This window comes from Micromonospora sp. NPDC003816 (assembly GCF_042874705.1).
Lineage (GTDB): Bacteria > Actinomycetota > Actinomycetes > Mycobacteriales > Micromonosporaceae > Micromonospora.
Genome location: NZ_JBIANP010000001.1, coordinates 177,577 through 197,590 on the forward strand (window position 1 = coordinate 177,577; position 20,014 = coordinate 197,590).

Below are 20,014 nucleotides of genomic sequence, written 5' to 3' on the forward strand. Positions count from 1 at the left end.
GGCCAGCGTCGCTGTTGGTCAGTCTCCGGGACCGGTACTCCTCGGCCTCTCCAACGACCTGCCAGGCGGCTTCGGCGTCTCCAGAACCTCGACGTGGCCTGGGCGCTCTAGCCTGAAAGCATGTCCGGCTTACCAGACTCGATAGAGGACGCCGCGCGGGAGAACGGATTCGGTCGGGTGGAGCGGGCCTTCCGGCCGACCTACTCGCTCAGCGTCACCTCCACCTTGATCTTCCTCGGGTTCGCAGTGATCTTCGGCTTCGCCACGACCGCAGTCACCGCCACGGTCGGGATCGTGGTCATGGGTGGTCTGACCGGTGCGGCCGTGCTGCTCGCCGGGTGGGGCGCGGTGGACACCCGGCGGCTGATCAGGCGCCGGTTCTACCTGTGCGACGGCGGCCTGCTGGCCGCCGAGGACCACACCCGACTCACCCACGTGATCGCCTGGACCGACATCGCCGAGGTCTGGCGTTACCACCTTCGCATGTACAGCGAGAGCGGCGCGACGACGATGCACCGCTGTCGGTTGCGGCTCGCCGACGGCACCAGGATCAACCTGGAGAAGCCGCCGCTGGTCGACGGTGAGGACCTTGGCGAGCAGGTGGAGCGGCGTTCGGCCTCGGCCCGCCTCCCGCAGGTGCTCGCCGAACTGGAGTCGGCTGGACGTGTGGCGTTCGGGCCGCTCACGGTGACCCCGGACGGGATCGCCTCGGCCGGCGGGTATGCGTCCTTCTCCGACATCGCCGTGGTACGACTGCGTCGGGTTCGGCTCAAGATCTGGATCCGCGGCGCCGAGAAGCCAGTTTCGGTCCAGGTCCGCCGGGTGCCGAACCTGTGGGTGCTGTTGTTGCTCCTCGAACGCAACGGTCTACCGGCCGAGATTGATCGGTAACGGACAGCCGAGCACACGCGTCGGGGAAGCAGTGCGACAGGCATCCGGAACCCGCCCGAGCACGGGCGACCCTCACTGACGCGCTGCCGCGACAACGACGATCCTCTGCGGTCGCATTCGATCAGTCCAGCGCGACCTCTGGGCCGTCGCCCGGGGGGCAACAAGACCAACAAGTCCCTTCTCAATCGATCTGCATGGATGACAGGAAGGGCGTTGCCCGGGACGGAAACGGTCAGCAACCTGTGCATGACCGAACCCCGAGCAGAAGGAGCGTGACCGTGACCTCCACCCACTCGCCGACCGGTACGGAGTGACGATGCGACGCAAGCTGCTGAGTGTGTTCACCGCGCTGGCGCTCGCCGGTGGCGTGGTAGCGGTACCGGCGAAACCAGCCAGCGCTGCCGTCGACTTGGCGACCATCATCAAGGTCTACGGGTACGTGCAGAAGGCGTACGGGTACTGGAAGTCCCTGCAAGGATTCCTCAACAGCGGCGGCAGCAGTGGCCTGTCGCTGGAGCAGGCGACCCAGGCGATCATCAGCGAGATCCAGACGTCCCGCAACGAGATCGTCTCCCACATGACCTCTATCGCGACGGCAGACGTGCGGGCCTGCGCCGTCCATCACGTCATCGAGTTCGCCGACATCGAGAGGTTCAACGACCAGATCCTGCAGCAGTGGGCGCAGGACGCCACCTCATGCGTCACCCGCATCTCCACCCTCTACACCTCCCTGCCGGCCAACAGCTACGCCGCATGGAACGACCTCGGTGCCGCGTTGGGTGTGGTCGGACCGATCGCCCTCATCGCCCGGACGCGGGCAGGCTTCGGCACCGCCGGCCTGACCGACCTCCTCGTGCAGGCGTTCCAACGGGTGGCCGCCACCTTCCCCGTGAGCTGCGGGATCGTGCCAGAAGGCTTCAACTACAGCGACGAACAGTGGCCGACCTACCCGATCTACATCTCGACCGTTTATACATGCACTTCCGCCGGCTTTTTCCAGATCCCCTACGCCGGTGTCAGCTGGTGGGGATACGCCTGGTGGCAGATCCACGTCTACCTCGACCAGAACTGCCGATGCGCCTCCTCGCATCCGGACTACAGCAACATCGACGGTCAGAACCTGATCGCGGCGACCGAGGCGAAGACGGCCCGGGGAATCGCCCTGGACGCGCTGGCGAAACTACGCAGTCCGTGACACCGCTGGCCCGGCCCCCTGGGTGATGCCGTCGCGGCGGCCCACCGGGTGAGCGAGGACGGGTGACCGGCGCCAAGCCGGTCACCCCACCACGGTGGCGCACCAGAACAACCCTCAATGGCTGCTCGACCTGACGTGTAGCGACCGTGACGAAGCGCTGCCGGCAGTGTCGGTGCCCCTCGTCCTGTACAACACGGTCGCGGCGGCGGACTGCTCCGGCGGTCCCGGCAGTGGCACTGCGCCACGACATGCCGTAACCGGGTCACCGCCTGCGAAACAGCCCCTGGCTCCGCATGCCGGTCAGGCTGCGGGTCGGCGCGTCCCGATAGCCCAGCCGGACCGTGCGTTGACTGGCGGCGATGAATCGACAGCCTGCCTGACGCCGCCCGGAGACGGCAATGGCGCAACCACGATGACCGCGGTGTGCACCGGGATTCTGGCAGCAGCAGCAGCCGCACGCTGGCGAGTCCTGTAGGCAATGGCGATGCCGAGATCGGGCATGGCGCGCAGTCTGGCCGATGGGTGTGGCGGCAGCGGCTCGGCTGGACGTTGATCTGCTGCCGGTACGGATTGGTGCCAGGTTGATCTGCATGAGGAGGAAGGGGCGTCAGGCGGGGGCGACCTCGCCTTGGGTCAGCTTGAGGTTCGGGAACTCGTATCGTTCCCGCATGGCGGCGGCCAGGTCCGCGGTCGGTTGGTCGACCATGACCATGACGCCGGATCCGTCGGCGCGGGGTGCCACGGACGCGACGGCCACTCCTTCGGTTTGCCAGTACGGGATGTCCTTCTTGATGCTGTCCGACACCTCGTTGAGCACGGTGCGTGGATGCTGCGCGTCGGCGAAGGCCAACTGGATTTCCGGGTGTCGAAGGCGCAGACCGGTGTCGAGTTCGTCCACTCGTGGCACTGGCACGCGGTGGATCACCAGCGCCGCTCCATCGGCGCTCATTCCTGAGTACGAGTTGGTGAGATAGGTGCGTTCGGCGTCCCGGCTCAGCAGATCTCGCGGTGTGTCACCAGAAGCCGTGGAGGGCGTCGTCAGGAGTTCCCGGGTTTGGGCCGGGTTTGGCCCCGCCGGCTGTCCAAGATCGTTGGCTTCGGATCCGGCGCACCCGGCTGTCGCCGCCAGGAAGCTGGCTGCTGCGACCAAGCCGATTCGTTGCAGACGCATGGCAAGAATCAGCATAGCTGCGGACCTGCCGTCCGTGCGGCCGACGGTGAGGTCATCGGGTCAGCTGGTGGCGATGGGGTGTGGTGGCGGTCGACATCGTCATCCCGTGATTGTCCGACGGTGACGCTCGACCGGCGGGCGTGGCGACGCACAGCTCGATCCAGCTCCAGTGGACGGTATGGTCACCCTAGCTGGATACTCATCTAGCTTGTATATTGAGCGTCATGCGATCTACTTCGCGTCCCGCGCTCCGAGAACCGTCGTATTTCGTCCTTGCTGCCCTGCTCGGTGGCCCGCTCCACGGTTATGCCGTGATCAAGCGGGTGACCGAGCTGTCCGACGAGCGGGTGACACTCGCTGCCGGCTCGCTGTATTCGGTGATCGACCGGCTGCTCGGCGAGGGACTCATCACCGCCGATGGTGAAGAGATCGTCAACGGGCGTGCCCGTCGCTACTACCGGCTCACCGACGAGGGTTACCACGTACTCGCCGAGGAAGCCGACCGGCTCGCCCGCGCCGCCCAGGTGGTCATGGACCGCCTGCCGCAAGGGGGTTCCCCCCAGGGGAGCGCCCGACCTTCTATCGGGAGGATCAGACCAGCATGAGTTCTGATGTTCTGGAGAAGCGCTACCGCGTGCTGCTGCGGGCGTACCCGGCCAGCTACCGCCGCGAACGTGCCGACGAGCTGATCGACACGTTGATCGGTGACGAACCGACCACCCGCCGCTGGCCCAGCGTCCGGGAGGCGGCCTCGCTGATCCGGGGCGCCCTCCGGGTACACGGCGGCAGCACCGCGGCGCGACCCACCGCCGTCCTGCTCTGGCAGGGCATCCATCTGGCCGCGATGGCGCTGCTGGCGCTGGGTGTGCTCATCGGCCTGGACGACATCGTCGAGGCGTTCCAGTTCGGCGGACTCTCGGACCCTCTGGCCGTCCTGCGGAATCAGGGCATCCACACGATCATGGTGGGCGCGGCCCTGGTGGCGCTCGTCGCGGGACGTACCCGCACCGCTGCCGTCCTGGTGGTGGCTGCGGCGGTGGTGCCGACCGCGATCTCCCAGTACCTGTTCCTCAACTCCCTGCCACAGTGGTGGGCGCCGGTTCTCGCCACGCCTCTGATCGTGGTGGGCCTGCGGCGTCCGGCGGACGTGCCGCCAGCACCCCGGGTCAACGCCGTTCTGGTCACCGCCGGGATCCTCGCCCTGCACCTGATCTCCGCCGGAGGCTTGCGCAGGGTCGACACGAGCGCACAGATCGTTGCCGCCGGCATGGTGATAGCCGGTGCGGCCGCCTTCCTGTGGGTGGCGACGGCCGACCAGCGCCTGTTGATCGCCGCCGCTCCCACCCTCCTGCTGGGCACGCTCCACCAACTGGGCAACGCCGGGCCGTCGGGGGAACTCCTGTACCGGCCGGACGCCCTGCCGTCCCTGGTCGTCGCGGTCCTCATGGCGATCGGCGCGGTCGTGTCGACCAGGTTGCGGCAGCGCACCCGCGCCTGACCGATCCCCGGGCGGTCCGGCCTCGGCCGGACCGCCCGGGCTGGTAGGCAATACCCTGACCATGAGCACAGTGTTCTCCGGCGCGTCACCGCGCGGGCTCGACCGGTCCGCGCTCGCTGTTCGACTTGAGAGGCACGTCTATGCCCGAAACACCGGAACCCGTCACATATCTCATCGTGGACGGGGAGAACATCGATGCCACGCTCGGCAACAGTGTTCTGGAACGCCGGCCGGCCCCCGCCGAGCGACCCCGGTGGGAGCGTCTGCGGGAGTTCGCGCGGGACACGTGGCAGCGGCCGGTGAAGGGACTGTTCTTCCTCAACGCCTCGGGTGGCGGTCTGCCGATGCCCTTCGTCCGGGCTCTCCTGAGCATGGAGTACCGGCCCATCCCGCTCGCGGGGTCGCCGGATCAGAAGGTGGTGGATATCGGCATCCAGCGGACGTTGGAGGCCATCGCCCGGCGCTCGGGCAATGTCATGCTGGCAAGCCATGACGGCGACTTCCTACCGCAGGTCGGCGAACTCCTGCAACGTGATCATCAGGTCGCGATCGTCGGATTCAAGGAGTTCCTCAACGCCGGCTTCGCCGACCTGCCGGGCCTGCAGATATTCGACATCGAAGAGGACGCGGGCTGCTTCACGAACGTGCTTCCGCGGGTGCGCATCATCGACCTCGAAAGCTTCGATCCCGAGCGCTTCCTGTAGGCCGGACCGCATCCACGGACCGGCCGCAGGGGCGGCCGGCGCCGTACCCCTGGCTCGGTAGGTGCTGTCGATCTTCACCGGTAGGGTGCCGCTGTCGACGAGCCTGTCCAGATCACGCAGGTCCTGTCCGCTGGGACGCATGGACAGGAACCGGTAGGTGAAGTCTCCGGCGCGTGCGCGCCGCCGGGGCCCGAGTGTGGCGAGCCACAGGGCCGTCTCGAGGGCTGCGGCACGCCAGGCGGGCATCGGGTAGTCGTACCGGATCGATCCGGGCGTCGGGATCGGGGTGATCGTCACGAACCGGCCGCCAGGGGACACCAACTCCAGCAATGCGGTCACCTGAGGACCGCCGACGAGGTCGAAGATCCTGCTGAACCGCGCATGGGCGGCGCCGACGCGTCGGGATCGGTAGTCGATGACCTCGGCGGCGCCGAGGTTACGCAGGAGCGGCTCGGACGCGGCGGAGGCGGTGGTCACCACGTGGGCGCCGGTCCGGGCGGCGAGGGTGGTCGCGAACATGCCCACCATGGTGGAGCCACCGGTGATGAGCAGCCTGTCGTCGGCCTGGACCACGAGGGCGTCGCGGATGGCCTGGAGGGCGGTGGTGCCGGCCAGCGGGACGGCCGCAGCGGCGGTGAAGTCGAGTGTGCGCGGCATCGGTGCGACCAGGTCTGCTTCGATGGCGACCTTCTCTGCCAGTGCACCGAGGCGTGCCTTGTTGGTGCGGCCGAAGACGGCGTCGCCGACGGCGAGGCTCGTCGCTCGGGAGCCGATGGCCGAAATGAAGGTCTCCAGATCGGGTCGATGTCTGTCTGGTCGGGGCAGACGACGTGCCGTCCAGGCGGGGTCGGGCGGGCACCGGATCGGCGGCGTGCCGGGCGGCTCCACGATCTGACCATCTGCTGACGGCGGACGTGACGACGCTGCTGACCTCGGACAGACCGCCCGGCGATCCGTTGTGCAGCCGCTGCGTGCGTCCACTGTCCTCACCCTTCGATGCCGGCCATGTCGGCCGCGGCGTGTCGATCGCCGGAGGCCGGGGTCAGGTTGTTCAGGCGGGCGATCTGGCCGGCGGTGAGGCGGATGCCGTCGGCGGCGCAGTTCTCCTCAAGTCGGTCGACGCGCCTGGTGCCCGGAATGGGCGCGATGCCCTCACCCTGCGCGAGTAGCCAGGCCAGCGCGATCTGCGCGGGCGTGGCACCCACCTCGCCGGCGACGTCGCGGACCTCCTCGACGATACGCAGGTTGCGGGTGAGGTTGTCGCCGGTGAACCGGGGGTTGGTGCGCCGCCAGTCGGTGGCGTCCAGGCCGTCGAGGGAGCGGATGTCGCCGGTCAGGAAGCCGTGTCCGAGCGGCGAGTAGGGCACGAGGCCGATGCCGAGTTCCCGCAGCGTGCTCAGTACGGCGCCGTCGGGGTCGCGGGTCCACAGCGAGTACTCCGTCTGGACGGCGGCCACCGGATGCACCGTGTGGGCCCGGCGGATCGTCGTCGCCGACACCTCGGACAGGCCGATGTGGCGCACCTTGCCCGCGACCACCAGTTCGCGCAACGCTCCTACCGTGTCTTCGATGGGGGTGCCGCGGTCGACCCGGTGCTGGTAATAGAGGTCGATGTGATCGGTGCCGAGTCGTCGTAGGGAGCCCTCCACGGCCATGCGGATGTTGGCGGGAGTGCTGTCCGTTCCCGGTCTGCCGGTGTGCGAGACGAGGCCGAACTTGGTGGCCAGGACGACCTCGTCGCGGCGGCCCCTGATCGCGCGACCCACCAGTTCCTCGTTGGTGTACGGCCCGTACACCTCGGCGGTGTCCAGGTGGGTGGCGCCGAGGTCCAGAGCACGCCGGATCGTACGGATCGACTCGGCTTCGTCGCGGCCGGCTCCGGTGTAGTAGGCCGACATTCCCATGGCCCCGAGGCCGATGCGCGAGACGTCGAGTCCGCCCAGTGAGGTGGTGTGCATTCCGTGGTCCTTCCCGGTCGATCCACCGGCGCCACCCGGCTGACTTGACGCTTCAAGTTCTACCTGCCTGAACTTGAAGCGTCAACAACTGACGCGTAGGGTGCCCTCATGACCAGGGAAGGGGCAGCGGCGAGGTCCACCGGAACCCGGTGGCTGAGTGACGACGAGCGGGCGGCATGGCTGGCCAACTCGGCGATCATGATCAGCCTGCCGGCTGCCCTGGACGCGCGGATGCAACGCGAGTCTGAGCTGACGTTCTTCGAGTACATCGTGCTCTCGGTGCTGTCCGAGGAGCCGGAGCGCACGATGCGGATGAGTCGTCTGGCAGCGCGGGCAGCGGCATCGCTGTCCCGCCTGTCGCACGTCGTCGGTCGGCTGGAGAAACGCGGACTGATAACGCGCTCACGGATCCCCGGCGCGGGCAGAGCCACCAACGCGACCCTCACCGAGGCCGGCCACCAGGTTGTCGTGGCCGCGGCGCCGGGACATGTCACGGCGGTCCGCGAGTACCTGATCGACCAGCTCGAACCCTGCGACCTGGCGGCCTTGAGCCGCATCGGGACTGCGGTCGAGGCCGCCATCAACCGCGCCACTGCCCCGTCCGGGACATCCGCGCCATAGCCGCGAGGGGCCGGATGCGCTGACCGGCGTAGAGAGGTCCGCGCCGGTCAGCGCCGACCGGTCAGGTGGCGGTGGGGAAGTGGAAGTCCGGGCGGGCCGTCGGGGTGGTGCCCGGCCACCTGGAGGTGACGACCTTGCCACGGGTGTAGAACGCCACGCCCTCCTGGCCGTGGATGTGGGTGTCGCCGAAGAGTGACGCCTTCCAGCCGCCGAAGGAGTGGTAGGCCATCGGCACCGGCAGCGGCACGTTCACCCCGACCATGCCGACCGAGACGGTACGCACGAAACGGCGGGCCGCCGCTCCGGCGGAGGTGAACAGGGCGGTGCCGTTGCCGTACGGGTTGGCGTTGATGATCCTGATCGCCTCGTCCAGGCTCTCGGCCCGCAACACCACCAGCACCGGTCCGAAGATCTCCTGCTGGTACGCCTCCATGTCGGGGGTCACCCGGTCCAGCAGGCACGGGCCGACGAAGTATCCGTTGTCGTGGCCGTCCACCCGCAGGGCCCGGCCGTCGACGACCACTGTGGCCCCGGCCTTCTGCGCACCGTCGACGGAGGTGATGACGCGGTCGCGCGCCTCGTCGGTGACCACCGGACCCATCTGGGACGACACCTGGTCGCCGGGGCCCACCACGATGTCCGTGGCCTCCCGCCTGAGCAGGTCGACCAGTTCGTCACCGGCGGCGCCGACCGCGACCACGGCCGAGATCGCCATGCACCGTTGCCCGGCCGACCCGTACGCCGCCGAGGTGATCTGCCGTGCCGCCTCGGCCAGGTCGGCGTCGGGCAGCACCACGGCGTGGTTCTTCGCTCCGCCCAGCGCCTGCACCCGTTTGCCGGAGGCGGCGGCGCGTTGGTGCACGTGCCGGGCGACCGGGGTGGAGCCGACGAACGACACCGCCGCGACGTCCGGGTGGTCGAGCAGCGCGTCGACCGCCTCCTTGCCGCCGTGCACCACGTTGAACACGCCGTCGGGCAGGCCCGCGTCGGCGTAGAGCTGCGCGACGAGGTTCGACGCGGACGGGTCGCGTTCGCTGGGCTTGAGGACGAAGGTGTTGCCGCAGGCGATGGCGATGGGATGCATCCACATCGGCACCATCACCGGGAAGTTGAACGGGGTGATGCCGGCGCAGACCCCGAGCGGCGCGCGCAGGGAGTACGAGTCGACACCGGTGGAGACCTGGTCGGAGTAGGCGCCCTTGAGCAGCTGCGGGATGCCGCAGGCGAACTCGACGACCTCCCGGCCCCGGATCACCTCGCCGCGGGCGTCCTCGACGGTCTTGCCGTGTTCGGCGGTGACCAGCCTCGCCAACTCGTCCTCGTGCCGTTCGACCAGGTCACGGAAGCGGAAGAGGACCTTCGCGCGCTGGGACAGGGACACGTCGCCCCACGACTCGAAGGCCCGGGTGGCCGCCGCGACGGCCTGGTCGATCTCGGGCTGGGCGCCGATCGCGACCTGTGCCTGGGGCTCGCCGGTCGCGGGCTGGTACACGGTCGCGTACCCGCTGCCGGCGACGGACGCCCCAGCGATCCAATGTTCGATGCTGCGCACCCTCGTCTCCTTCGTCGATCCACGGTTGCGTCGATGTGCGGTGGGTCCGGCTAGAGCCACCTGGTGCCGATTCCCCGCAGGTCGGGGGTGCTGAAGGAGTACACGAGCTCCATGCCGTCGGCACTGCCGGTCTCGATGGCGTGGGCGACGCCGGCGGGGATGTACATCGCGGTGCCCGGTCCCGCCTCGAACTCCTCGTCGGCCAGCGTGAACCGGGCCGTCCCGGAGAGCACGTAGTAGAACTCGGCGGAGTCGGCGTGCAGGTGCAGCGGGTGGGCCATCCCGGGTTCCATGCGGTAGACGCCGGTGAGGAACTCGCACTCCGGATCGCCGGTGGTGTCCCGGTCGACGAGACGGTGCACCAATCCCTCGTCGTCCGGGTTGTGGTTGAGGGCGGAGATCAGTTCGTACTCCAGCTCGTCGCGGCGCACGACGAACGGCGGGCGCGGCGTCCCCGGTGCGCTGCGGCGGTGGCCCTCGTGGGGTAACCGGGTCACCGTTCGGCGTCCACGCTGGTGGCGCCGAGAGGGATCTGCGGGCTGGTGAGTGGTCCGTGGTGCTTGGAGAGGCAGATGGCCTCCCAGCCGGTGACCACGCCGTGGATGACGCCCGGCGCCCAGCACAGGTACTCACCGGCGTGGTACACGTGCTCCGGGTCGGTGGCGCACCAGCCGCCGAGGAAGAAGATCTCCTCGGTGCTGTGGTGGAACTCCAGGGCGGTCTTGGCGAACCTCCGGGGCAGGACGAACAGGATGGTGTCCTTGCCGCTCTCCTCGACCTTGCGCAGCCGGATGCACTGGGTGGGGACCTCGAGGTCGCCGTGGCTGCTGGTGTCGGTGACCCCCGCGAACGCCTCCCGCACCGGCTGCCAGTTGGCCTGGTCGAAGATGTCGACGGTCTCGCCCAGCGGTGTCGACGGTGCCGGTGGTGCGTCCGTGCGGACCTCGAAGGGGGAGTCGGTCCAGAAGATCAACGTGGCGCCGTGCTCCGACGAGATCGGGCCGAGTTCGGTGCCCGAGGGCAGGAAGAGGTAGTGCCCGGGGCGGCACTGGCGCCCGGCGATGGTCAGGTCGCCGTCGCGGACCAGCAGTTCGAGGTCGGCGCCGTTCCAGTGCGCCGGCATGTGCCAGCCGGGCGGGACGTCGACGACCAGCGTCTGCGCTCCGGTCTCCGGGTCGGCGTTGATCTCGCGGGTGAGAAGTCCGAAGGGCAGACCCGCTGCCCGCCACACGCGGTGCGGCACCTGATCGATGATGACCCGTCGCTTACCGGCATGAGTCACGGTGACCTCCTTCACGTTGAGGCGAATTGTATGTAATCCGTGGGAGGGCGTCTAGGTCCGCGAGTGGCACTCGCGCTGGCTTCGCAGCTAGTAGCTCTGGGCTCAGTGCGGCGCTAGGGTGTCGCAAAGTCCATGTATGCAAAGCCTGGCAGGGGTGCACGTGCTCCGGTGCGTGCGGGCGTCTGCCGTGCTGACCGTCGGGTGCCCGCTCCTGACTGATCGGGGTGGCCCCGATCTGGCTGAACGAGGCCTTGACAGCCGGCAACCTGTATACAAACATCGCATCCTGTGATCCGCTTCACCAAGTCAAGTACGCCTGATAAAGCAACCTTGCACACAATGTGGAGGTGTCGGCATGGGAACGACTTCCGTTCGGATGCGCGCCGTGGCGGCGCTCGCCGTGACGAGCCTGGTAGTCGCGGGCTGTAGTGGAAACGACGGCGACGACACGGACGCCGGCAGCAGCCAGGCGTTGACCGTCGCCGCGCCCGGCGTGGTCTCCAGCCTCGACTCCGAGCGCTACCAGGGCTTCATCTCGATCGACCTGCTACCCAACATCTCCGGAACGCTCGTGCGCTTCACCAAGCCCGAGGCCGGCGCGACGACCCTCCAGACTCCGGACCAGATCGAGCCCGAGCTCGCCGAATCCTGGGAGCTCAGCGACGACCGCAAGCAGATGACCTTCACCCTCCGCGACGCCAAGAGCCAGTTCGGCAACGCCCTCACCGCCGAGGACGTGAAGTGGTCCGTGGACCGCATGGTCAACAGCGAGGGCGTACCGATCGCCAAGATCCTCATGGGCATCGGCGGATGGGACATCGAGAACCCGGTCACCGTCACCGACGACCGGACCGTCACGATCAACGTCGCCCAGCCGAACGCGGTCAGCGTCTCCATCCTGAGCACCTTCTTCATGACGATCTACGACTCGGTCGAGGCCAAGAAGCACGCCACCGGCGACGACCCGTACGCCTACAAGTGGCTGGGCGAGAACACCGCCACCTTCGGCCCGTACGAGGTGCGCTCGTTCGACCCGGGCAAGGAAGTCCGGCTCACCGCCAACAAGAACTACTTCCGGGGTACGCCCACGGTGACCGACGTGGTGGTGCGTGCCGTCGCCGACACCTCCAACCGGCTCCAGCTGGCTCAGAGCGGGCAGGTCGACGTCGCCAGCGCGCTCACCTTCGACCAGCTCTCCTCGCTGGAGAACAGCGACGGCGTCCGGCTCGAACGGGTGCTCTACCCCAACATCGACGTGCTGGTGCCGAACCTCAAGGCCGAGCCCTTCGACGACAAGCGGGTCCGCGAGGCCATCTCCTACGCCGTCGACCGCACGGCGATCGTCGACTCCGCGTACCAGGGGTACTCCACGGCGTCGAGCGACTTCATCCACGACGACTTCGGCGCCCCGGCGGCGGCGCAGCCCTTCACCCACAACATCGACCGGGCCAAGCAACTGCTGGCCGAGGCCGGCCTGCCCAACGGCTTCCCGATGGAGCTGGCCTACAACGCGGCCAACGTCGGCGCACACAGCGAACAGGTGGCCGTCCTGCTGCGGTCGCAACTGGCCAAGGTCGGCATCGAGGTCAAACTGAACAACGTCGCCTCCGGCGCCGACTTCGACGCCGCCAAGCGCGAGGGCAAGCTGCAGAGCTGGTTGGCCACGAGCACCCCGCTGGTGCCCGACCCCGCCTACTACCTGCAGGTCTTCTACTCCACCGGCGGCCTGACCAACCTGCAGAATTACAGCTCCACGACCGTCGACGGGCTGTCCCGGCAGATCCTCGAGACCCAGCCCGGCCCCGAGCGGGAGGCGTTGGTCAAGCAGGTCAACGACTTCATGGTGGGGGACATGCCGGCCATCCCGCTGGTCGACTCCCAGAAGTTCTACGCCTTCCGCGACGGTGTGACGGGCTTCGTCAGCTACTCCCAGGGCCACGTCAACTACTACGACATCTCCGTCTCCTGACCCGGCCGGCGTCCCCGGTGCACACGCCGGGGACGCCGACCGGCGGGGCCCACACCCGGTCCCCGTCGGGCCGACGACGACGTTCCGAGACAGCTGACGTTCCCGAGAAAGCAGGTCGTTGATGTACCGACTTGGAGTCGACGTCGGTGGCACGTTCACGGACGTCCTTCTGATCGAAGAGGCGACCGGCAGGACCCGCCGCACGAAGGTGCCCTCCACGCCGCAGGACCAGTCCGTCGGCGTCGTCGAGGGCGTGACCCGGGTCCTCGCCGACGCCACCGCCCGCGCGGCCGACATCCGTCAGTTCCTGCACGGCACGACCGTGGCCACCAACGCCGTCCTGGAACGCCGGGGCGCCCGGGTCGGCCTGATCGTGACCGTCGGCTACCGGCAGGTCCTGCACATCGCCCGGTCGTTCGTGCCCGGCGGACTCGGCGGCTGGATCGTCTGGGACCGACCCGCCGAACTGGTCGCACTGGAGGACGTCCGCGAGGTCCGGGGCCGCCTGGACGCCCGGGGCACCGAGATCGACCCGCTGGACGAGTCGGCCGTGCGGGCCGCCGTCCGCGACCTTGTCGACCGGGGTGTGGACGCCCTGGCCATCGGCTTCGTCAACTCCTACGCCAACCCCGCCCACGAACAGCGGGCCGCCGAGATCGCCGCCTCCGAGGCACCCGACGTACCCGTCTCCACCTCCGCCGGCGTCCTGCCCGAGCTGGGCGAGTACGAGCGGACCCTGACCACCGTCGCCAACGCCTACGTGCGGCCCGGCGTCGGCGCCTACCTGCGCAACCTCAGCAGCAAACTGGTCGCCGAAGGACTGGTCGGCGACCGCCGGGTGCTGCGCTCCGACGGCGGACTGATGACCTTCGAACGGGCCGAGGACATCCCGGTCAGCCTGTTGATGAGCGGACCGGCCGGCGGCGTCGCCGCAGCGGTGGCCCTCGGACCGGCCGCCGGTTTCCGGGACCTGCTCACCCTCGACATGGGCGGCACCTCCACCGACGTCGCCCTGATCGAGGACGGCACCCCGGTCATCCGCCGCGAGACGACCGTGGCGGACCTCGCCGTCCGATCACCCTCGATCGACGTGCAGACCGTCGGCGCCGGCGGCGGCTCCATCGCCCACGTGCCGGAACTGACCGGCGCGCTCCGGGTCGGCCCGGCCAGCGCCGGCGCCCTGCCCGGACCGGCCACCTACGGTCGCGGCGGCGTCCTGCCCACGGTCACCGACGCCAACGTCGTGCTGGGCTACCTGCCGCACGCGCTGCTCGGCGGCGCGATGCCCCTCGACGTGGAGAAGGCCCGCACCGCCGTCGGCACCGTGGCGACCAGGCTCGGCGTGACGGTGGAGGCCGCCGCCGCCGCGATCATCGACATCGTCAACGAGAACATGCTCGGCGCCCTGCGACTGGTCTCGGTGCAGCGCGGCTACGACCCGAGACGCTTCGCCCTGTTCGGCTTCGGCGGTGCGGGCCCCCTGCACGCCAATGCCCTGGCCAAACTCCTCGGCTCGTGGCCGGTGGTGATCCCGCAGTCCCCAGGGGTGCTCTGCGCCTACGGAGACGCCTCCACCGGTGTGCGCGCCGAGGCGAACAAGTCACTGGTCCGCCCCCTCGACGACCTCGACGAGCCGCACCTGCGGCGCGAGTTCACCGACCTGGCCGCCCAGATCGACACCGAGTTCGACCGGGCCGAGGTGCCCGCCGAGGCCCGGACGGTCCGCTTCGAGGCCGACGTGCGCTACCACGGGCAGGGCTTCGAGGTCCCCGTCGGCGTCCCGGCGTCCGGCCAGGAGCCGCTGATCCCCACGCTGCGCGACGGTTTCGACGAGGCCCACCGACGCCTGTTCGGCTTCGCCCTCGACGAGCAGCACGAGATCGTCAACATCCGCGCGGTGGGGGTATCCGACGCCGAACGGATCAGACCCGTCGAGATCGAGTCGGGCGACCACGACGCCTCCCGCGCGGTCATCGGCCGCCAACGCGTGTACGTCGACGGCGGCTGGCAGGACGCGGCCCTCTACGACCGCACCGCCCTGCGTGCCGGCGACGAACTGCGCGGGCCCGCGATCGTGGTCGAGATGGATTCCACCAGCCTGGTCCTGCCGGGCTGCGTCGCGCGCGTCGACAGGCTGGGCAACCTGCTCATCCTGCCCGCCGAGGAGAAAGGGCTCCGATGAGTGCCGTCATCGTCGAGACGACCCGGCCCCAGCGTCCGGTCGAGGTCGAGACCGCCGTGCTCGACATCGTCGAGAACGCCCTGCGTAACGCCCGTTTCGAGATGGACGCGGTCGTCCTGCGCACCGCGATGTCCCCGGGCATCCGCGAACAGAACGACGCCTTCCCGCTGATCGCCGACCGCAAGGGTCGGATGGTCGCCGGACAGTTCGGCTCCTTCATCGACGGCTTCCTCTCCGGCTACGACGGCACGGTGGAGGAGGGCGACGTCTTCTTCACCTCCGACCCGTACGCCTGTGACGGCGCGATCAGCCACGCCAACGACTGGCTGGTGCTGCTGCCGATCTATGCCGACGGGACGTTGGTCGGCTGGGCGGCGATGTTCGGCCACATGAGCGACGTCGGCGGCAAGGTGCCGGGAAGCCTCCCGACCGACGCGGTGTCGATCTTCGAAGAGGGCGTCATCGTCCCGCCGGTGAAACTGGTCCGGGGCGGAACGCTCGACCAGCAGCTGCTGGACACCGTCCTGAACCAGGTGCGCCTGCCGAACTGGAACCGGGCCGACCTCAACGCGGTGCTGGCGTCCTGCCGGACCGCCGAGACCCGGGTCCGGGAACTGTGCGAGCGCTTCGGCCTGGACACCTACCTCTCGACGCTGGACCTGTTGCTGGAACGCAACCGGCAGGCCATGGCGAAGCTGTTCCGGCAGGTCGTGCCCGAGCAGCCGGTCACCTTCGAGGACTACATCGACGACGACGGGCGCGGCAGCGGGCCGTTCCGCATCCGGTGCACCCTCTGGCGCGACGGCGACCGGGTGGTACTCGACTTCACCGGCACCAGCGACCAGGCCGAGGGCTCGATCAACTTCCTGTTGAACGAGAACGTGCTGCGGATGTTCTTCGGCGTGTACACCATCATGGCCGTCGACCCGTTGATCATGTTCAACGACGGGTTCTATCCACTGGTCGACGTCCGCATCCCCGAGGGCAGCCTGCTCAAGCCCCGACGACCGGCGGCACTGTCCTGCCGGACGCACGCCCTGGGCCGCCTCTTCGACGTCCTGGCCGGGCTGCTCGGCCAGTGCCAGCCGGACTTCCTCTGCGCGGCCGGCTTCTCGTCCAGCCCGCACCTGATGTACTCCGGCCTGGACCGCTCCGGCACCTGGTTCCAGCTCTACCAGATCGGCTTCGGCGGGGTACCCGCCCGACCGATCGGCGACGGCTTCGACGGCCACTCGATGTGGCCCTCGTTCACCAACGTGCCGAACGAGTACCTGGAGGCGTACTACCCGCTGCGCATCGAGTCCTACGAGTCGATCCCGGACTCCGGCGGCGCCGGCCGCCACCGCGGCGGCAACGGCATCCGGGTGGGCTACCGGTTCCTCGAACCGGGCGAGGTCTCCATCCACGACGACCGGTGGTTCACCAAACCCTGGGGTGTGCTGGGCGGTGAGCCGGGCCAGCGCGGCACGAAGATCCTGGAACGGGCCGACGGATCGCAGCAGACCGTGCCGGCCAAGTGCGACCACGTCGGCGTACGCCCCGGCGACCTGCTGCACTTCGTCACGTGGGGTGGCGGCGGCTGGGGCGACCCGCTGGAACGCGACCCGGACCAGGTGCGCCACGACGTCGAACGGGGACTGGTCACCGTCGAGGGCGCCCGCCGCTACGGGGTGGTCCTGGTCGGCGACCGCGTCGACGAGGAGCAGACCCGCAGACTCCGCGCCGAGATCGCCGCGAACCGTGCGGAGCTGCCCCGCTTCCACCGCGGCGGCACGGTCGAGGAACTGCGGGCCCGCTGCCGGACCGAGACCGGCCTGGAACCGCCCCGCGAACCGGCACCCAGCCGCGCATCCGCGCAGCCCACCGGCGGCACCGGGCCCGGCGGCACGCCGTCGGCGGCACCGGGCGGCGCACGGTCCACCGGAACGCGTCCGCAGACGACCCCCCGCACCCCGCTGGAGGTGCTCGTGCACCGCATCGCCCGGCAGGTGACCGGGCGATGAACGAGCACCCCCGCCACACCCGCAAGGCCCTGAACAGCGGCGGACACCCGTCCGCCGACGAACTACCGGAGGAGAACTGTCATGGCTGACCTGCAGATGTCCGCGCTCGGAATGATCGAGACCCGCGGCCTGGTCGCGGCGATCGAGGCTGCCGACGCGATGGTCAAGGCCGCCACCGTCGTGCTGGTGGGCACCGAGTACGTCGGCGGTGGCCTGGTCACCGTGGTCGTGCGCGGTGACGTCGGCGCGGTCAAGGCCGCCACGGACGCCGGGGCGGCCAGCGCCTCCCGGCTCGGTGAGGTCGTCTCCGTGCACGTCATCCCGCGCCCGCACGGCGAGGTCGAGGCGATCCTGCCGACCGGGGCCACCCGGGGCGGAACCAAGGCCTGAACAGGGCGTCGCGTGCTCGTCGAAGGAGTTGATACATGAGTCGGGTATGGACTGCGGTCGATATCGAAGACGTCGCCCGGTCGACCGGGCCGCGCGAAATCCTTCTGGGCGCGCGTGACCTGATCTCGCCGCACGCGGAGGACCTCGCCCGCAACCTGGGCATCGACGTCCGCAGAGCAGGACAGGACGCGCCACCGCCGACGCCCGCGCCACCGGCACCGACCGGTTCCGGCGGCACGGGCGCCGGGTGCGGCGACGCCGACGACTGCTCGTGCGGCTGCACCAGCGCCGAGGAAGAGGCGGAACGGACCATCCGTACCGTCGCCGCCGCCGTGCTGTCGGCGAACCCGGACGCCGACGCCTCGACGGTGGCCAACGAGACGCTCAAGGCGCTGGGTGCGTTCGGCGGACCGGGAGTGGGCCGCCCCGACCAGGCACAACCGCTGCCCGGGCAGTCGCTGCCCAAGAAGGCGAAGGGCGCCCGCCCGCAGTTCTTCGCCGAACCGGGCATGGAGGCCCTCGTCTCGACCGTGGTCACCCTCTCCTCCGAGGTGTGGGTGCTGCGGGAACGGTTGACGACCCTGGAACAGATCCTCGCCGACCGGCGGGTGGTCGAGCGCGGCGCCGTGGACGCCTACCCGGTCTCCGACGCCGACGCGCAGGCCCGCGACACCGAGGCGGCGGCGTTCGTCGCCCGGGTGCTGCGGGTCTTCTACGAGTGGCGCGAGGAGATCGTGCGGGAGGAGACCCCGGAGTCCTACCGGGAGGTCATCCGGCAGGCCTTCGCACAGGTGGGGGAGGGGAAATGACGCAGCAGGAGCACGGTGTCCTGCCCCGCGAGAACCACGACGAACTCGCACGCGAGAACTTCGTCCGGGCACTGAAGTCGCACATCTCCACCGAGGTGACCCCCGGGGTCCGGGAGCTGTACGCCCACCGCGTCGCCCCCCGCTACCAACAGGAGATGGGCGTCGCACCCCGGGACCGGGAGGCGGTCCGCCGCGCCATGGAACCGGAGCCGTACTACCAGCTCTGGAGTTCCGTGCGCCGGGCGAGCCAGGACCTGCTCTGGAACGTGGTGGCCGACAGCATCGCCCGGCAGTGGGACGACCTGGCCGCCCGCGCGCAGCGGGCGGAACGGGGGCTCGGCTCCCTCGACCTGGATCCCGCCTTCGAACTGCCCTGGTACTTCTGGGGCATCGACATCCACGCCATGCCCGGCGGCTACCGGGGTGAGTACGTGGCGGACGACCTCACCGCCGGGGCCCTCTACGACCGGGGCGTCTACGTCTACGCCATGGGCCAGATGGGTGCCCTCAACGACGACTACGGCCAGTCCGTGGTCAACAACTACCTCAAGCAGTCCCACCGGGACTTCCGCCCGAAGCGGATCCTGGAGATCGGCTGCGGGGTGGGCAACTCGACGTTGCCCTACGTCGACGCCTACCCGAACGCCGAGGTGCACGGCATCGACGTCGGCGCGGCCCTGCTGCGCTACGGCCACGCCCGCGCCGAGTCACTCGGCCGCAAGGTGCACTTCTCGCAGCAGAACGCCGAGGCGACCTCGTTCCCGGACGGGCACTTCGACCTGATCGTCTCGCACATCGTGCTGCACGAGGTGCCGCCGGACGCGGTACGCGCCATCCTGCGCGAGTGCCACCGGCTACTCGCCCCCGGCGGCATGATGATCCACGCGGACTTCCCCGGCTACGCCGGACTCGACCCGCTGGTGCAGTTCCTCATCGACTGGGACACCTGGAACAACAACGAGCCGTTCTGGGGCCCGATGCGGGACATGGACCTCCTCCAGGCCGCCCGGGACGCCGGATTCACCGGCGACTGCTCGGAGCTGTCCTGCAAACGCGAGTGCGTCGAGGAGGTCAGCACGCCGACCGGTCGCGTCCTGCAGAGCGGCGAACGTCGGCGCAGCGGCACCCTCTCGCTGCTCGTGGGTCGGCGCTGACATGGCCGGCAGCGAGGTCGAGCTGCGCACGTACGCCTTCGTCGACCGACTCCAGCCACAGATGGCCGCACTGCTCGGCAGCGTGATGTCCGGTGACCCGGTCGTCGAGGGGATGTCCCAGCTCTTCCTGGAGATCTCGCCCGGCAGCGACGTCTACGCCCTGGTCGACGCGGCCGTCAAGGGCGCCGGGGTCCGGCCCGGCTCCCAGGTCGTCGAGCGCCAGTACGGCATGACGGAACTGCACTCGATGTCGCAGGACGCCGTACGCCAGGCCGGTCGCACCATCCTCGACCTGCTCGGGATGACCGAGGCCGACGCACAGCCCGCGGAACTGGTCTCGGCGAAGGTCGTCTCCAACATCGACGCCTATCAGGCGCAGTTGGTCAACCGGTCGAAGAAGGGCTCCCTGCTGGTGGCCGGCGAGTCGATGCTGGTGGTGGAGTGCCAGCCGGCCGCCTACATCTCCGCCGTCGGCAACGAGGTGGAGAAGTCCGCCGACGTCAAGATCGTGGACGTGCGCGGCGTCGGCCAGTTCGGTCGGTTGTGGGTCTCCGGGCTGCACGCGGAGATCGAGTCGGCCCGGCAGGCCGTCCGGCAGGCCTTCGAGAAGACGCCCTGGTCCCGGCGATAGAGGA

General features: G+C 69.4%; 18 protein-coding genes and 1 pseudogene. 13 read left to right on the forward strand and 6 right to left on the reverse strand.

All coding sequences use genetic code 11. The annotated features are described in order from the left end of the window. Positions 1-120 precede the first annotated feature (120 nt). Both ACFYTT_RS00770 and ACFYTT_RS00775 read left to right on the forward strand, forming a co-directional pair. A complete protein-coding gene (locus tag ACFYTT_RS00770; RefSeq protein WP_387256849.1) occupies positions 121-891 on the forward strand; it encodes a DUF6585 family protein in 771 nt (256 codons plus the stop codon). 337 nt (positions 892-1,228) lie between these two features. Then, a complete protein-coding gene (locus ACFYTT_RS00775; protein WP_357215933.1) occupies positions 1,229-2,086 on the forward strand; it encodes a hypothetical protein in 858 nt (285 codons plus the stop codon). A 607-nt stretch (positions 2,087-2,693) separates the two neighbouring features. On the opposite strand, the gene ACFYTT_RS00780 is transcribed toward ACFYTT_RS00775, so the two are convergent. Next, positions 2,694-3,272: a hypothetical protein gene (locus ACFYTT_RS00780; protein WP_254876794.1), complete on the reverse strand. Its 579-nt coding sequence runs from the start codon at positions 3,270-3,272 to the stop codon at positions 2,694-2,696. A gap of 209 nt (positions 3,273-3,481) precedes the next feature. Here ACFYTT_RS00780 and ACFYTT_RS00785 point away from each other — a divergent pair, with 209 nt between their 5' ends. The 3 genes from ACFYTT_RS00785 to ACFYTT_RS00795 all read left to right on the forward strand — a co-directional run bounded on the left by ACFYTT_RS00785 (position 3,482) and on the right by ACFYTT_RS00795 (position 5,459). Beyond that, a complete protein-coding gene (locus tag ACFYTT_RS00785) occupies positions 3,482-3,862 on the forward strand; it encodes a PadR family transcriptional regulator (RefSeq protein WP_387256851.1) in 381 nt (126 codons plus the stop codon). Further along, positions 3,859-4,755, forward strand: a complete 897-nt coding sequence (locus ACFYTT_RS00790) for a hypothetical protein (RefSeq protein ID WP_176093456.1) — start codon at positions 3,859-3,861, stop codon at positions 4,753-4,755. The genes ACFYTT_RS00785 and ACFYTT_RS00790 overlap by 4 nt, the downstream gene beginning before the upstream one ends. 176 nt (positions 4,756-4,931) lie before the next feature. Continuing rightward, the gene (locus ACFYTT_RS00795) at positions 4,932-5,459 is read left to right on the forward strand and encodes a nuclease (RefSeq protein WP_236145570.1); all 528 of its coding nucleotides are present in this window, start codon (positions 4,932-4,934) and stop codon (positions 5,457-5,459) included. Positions 5,460-5,510: 51 nt separating this feature from the next. Here the strand turns inward: ACFYTT_RS00795 and ACFYTT_RS00800 are convergent. Beyond that, positions 5,511-6,116 (reverse strand): annotated as a pseudogene (locus ACFYTT_RS00800) (zinc-binding dehydrogenase); the annotation flags it as partial. Positions 6,117-6,445: 329 nt separating this feature from the next. Further along, the gene (locus ACFYTT_RS00805; RefSeq protein ID WP_387256852.1) at positions 6,446-7,417 is read right to left on the reverse strand and encodes an aldo/keto reductase; all 972 of its coding nucleotides are present in this window, start codon (positions 7,415-7,417) and stop codon (positions 6,446-6,448) included. A gap of 108 nt (positions 7,418-7,525) precedes the next feature. Here ACFYTT_RS00805 and ACFYTT_RS00810 point away from each other — a divergent pair, with 108 nt between their 5' ends. After that, on the forward strand, positions 7,526-8,038 hold the full coding sequence (locus tag ACFYTT_RS00810; protein WP_387256854.1) for a MarR family winged helix-turn-helix transcriptional regulator: 513 nt from the start codon (positions 7,526-7,528) through the stop codon (positions 8,036-8,038). Between the two features lie 61 nt (positions 8,039-8,099). Here the strand turns inward: ACFYTT_RS00810 and ACFYTT_RS00815 are convergent, their stop codons facing one another. From ACFYTT_RS00815 to ACFYTT_RS00825, 3 genes are read right to left on the reverse strand one after another with little or no spacing between them, the layout of a single operon-like run. After that, a complete protein-coding gene (locus ACFYTT_RS00815) occupies positions 8,100-9,590 on the reverse strand; it encodes a CoA-acylating methylmalonate-semialdehyde dehydrogenase (protein WP_387256855.1) in 1,491 nt (496 codons plus the stop codon). Between the two features lie 50 nt (positions 9,591-9,640). Then, positions 9,641-10,087 carry a dimethylsulfonioproprionate lyase family protein gene (locus ACFYTT_RS00820; protein ID WP_131051478.1) on the reverse strand — a complete coding sequence of 149 codons (447 nt, stop codon included), beginning with the start codon at positions 10,085-10,087 and terminating at the stop codon, positions 9,641-9,643. Continuing rightward, entirely contained in the window at positions 10,084-10,872 is a 789-nt protein-coding gene (locus ACFYTT_RS00825) for a cupin domain-containing protein (RefSeq protein ID WP_131051477.1), read from the reverse strand. Before ACFYTT_RS00825 ends, ACFYTT_RS00820 begins: the two co-directional genes overlap by 4 nt. Before the next feature lie 355 nt (positions 10,873-11,227). Between ACFYTT_RS00825 and ACFYTT_RS00830 the strand changes: the two genes are divergently transcribed. The 7 genes from ACFYTT_RS00830 (at position 11,228) to ACFYTT_RS00860 (ending at position 20,010) form a co-directional block, all read left to right on the forward strand. Continuing rightward, positions 11,228-12,841: an ABC transporter substrate-binding protein gene (locus ACFYTT_RS00830; protein WP_131051476.1), complete on the forward strand. Its 1,614-nt coding sequence runs from the start codon at positions 11,228-11,230 to the stop codon at positions 12,839-12,841. 121 nt (positions 12,842-12,962) lie between these two features. After that, positions 12,963-15,023, forward strand: coding sequence for a hydantoinase/oxoprolinase family protein (locus tag ACFYTT_RS00835; protein WP_387256859.1), 2,061 nt, complete (start codon positions 12,963-12,965; stop codon positions 15,021-15,023). Continuing rightward, complete coding sequence (locus ACFYTT_RS00840) at positions 15,020-17,026, forward strand: hydantoinase B/oxoprolinase family protein (RefSeq protein ID WP_357215949.1); 2,007 nt, start codon at positions 15,020-15,022, stop codon at positions 17,024-17,026. Before ACFYTT_RS00835 ends, ACFYTT_RS00840 begins: the two co-directional genes overlap by 4 nt. A gap of 90 nt (positions 17,027-17,116) precedes the next feature. After that, entirely contained in the window at positions 17,117-17,416 is a 300-nt protein-coding gene (gene eutM / locus ACFYTT_RS00845; protein WP_117230296.1) for an ethanolamine utilization microcompartment protein EutM, read from the forward strand. A gap of 35 nt (positions 17,417-17,451) precedes the next feature. Next, entirely contained in the window at positions 17,452-18,225 is a 774-nt protein-coding gene (locus ACFYTT_RS00850) for a hypothetical protein (RefSeq protein ID WP_387256861.1), read from the forward strand. Further along, complete coding sequence (locus tag ACFYTT_RS00855) at positions 18,222-19,379, forward strand: class I SAM-dependent methyltransferase (protein ID WP_131052473.1); 1,158 nt, start codon at positions 18,222-18,224, stop codon at positions 19,377-19,379. Before ACFYTT_RS00850 ends, ACFYTT_RS00855 begins: the two co-directional genes overlap by 4 nt. Position 19,380: 1 nt before the next feature. Continuing rightward, a complete protein-coding gene (locus ACFYTT_RS00860; protein WP_131052472.1) occupies positions 19,381-20,010 on the forward strand; it encodes a hypothetical protein in 630 nt (209 codons plus the stop codon). The last annotated feature ends 4 nt before the right edge of the window (positions 20,011-20,014 follow it).

Excerpts from the sequence above, each read along its gene's own strand:
- ACFYTT_RS00810 (WP_387256854.1), top strand. The coding sequence starts at position 7,526 with ATGACCAGGGAAGGGGCAGCGGCGAGGTCCACCGGAACCCGGTGGCTG.
- ACFYTT_RS00805 (WP_387256852.1), bottom strand. The coding sequence starts at position 7,417 with ATGCACACCACCTCACTGGGCGGACTCGACGTCTCGCGCATCGGCCTC.
- ACFYTT_RS00840 (WP_357215949.1), top strand. The coding sequence starts at position 15,020 with ATGAGTGCCGTCATCGTCGAGACGACCCGGCCCCAGCGTCCGGTCGAG.
- ACFYTT_RS00830 (WP_131051476.1), top strand. The coding sequence starts at position 11,228 with ATGGGAACGACTTCCGTTCGGATGCGCGCCGTGGCGGCGCTCGCCGTG.
- ACFYTT_RS00860 (WP_131052472.1), top strand. The coding sequence starts at position 19,381 with ATGGCCGGCAGCGAGGTCGAGCTGCGCACGTACGCCTTCGTCGACCGA.
- ACFYTT_RS00770 (WP_387256849.1), top strand. The coding sequence starts at position 121 with ATGTCCGGCTTACCAGACTCGATAGAGGACGCCGCGCGGGAGAACGGA.
- ACFYTT_RS00855 (WP_131052473.1), top strand. The coding sequence starts at position 18,222 with ATGACGCAGCAGGAGCACGGTGTCCTGCCCCGCGAGAACCACGACGAA.
- ACFYTT_RS00850 (WP_387256861.1), top strand. The coding sequence starts at position 17,452 with ATGAGTCGGGTATGGACTGCGGTCGATATCGAAGACGTCGCCCGGTCG.
- ACFYTT_RS00785 (WP_387256851.1), top strand. The coding sequence starts at position 3,482 with ATGCGATCTACTTCGCGTCCCGCGCTCCGAGAACCGTCGTATTTCGTC.
- ACFYTT_RS00835 (WP_387256859.1), top strand. The coding sequence starts at position 12,963 with ATGTACCGACTTGGAGTCGACGTCGGTGGCACGTTCACGGACGTCCTT.
- ACFYTT_RS00790 (WP_176093456.1), top strand. The coding sequence starts at position 3,859 with ATGAGTTCTGATGTTCTGGAGAAGCGCTACCGCGTGCTGCTGCGGGCG.
- ACFYTT_RS00780 (WP_254876794.1), bottom strand. The coding sequence starts at position 3,272 with ATGCTGATTCTTGCCATGCGTCTGCAACGAATCGGCTTGGTCGCAGCA.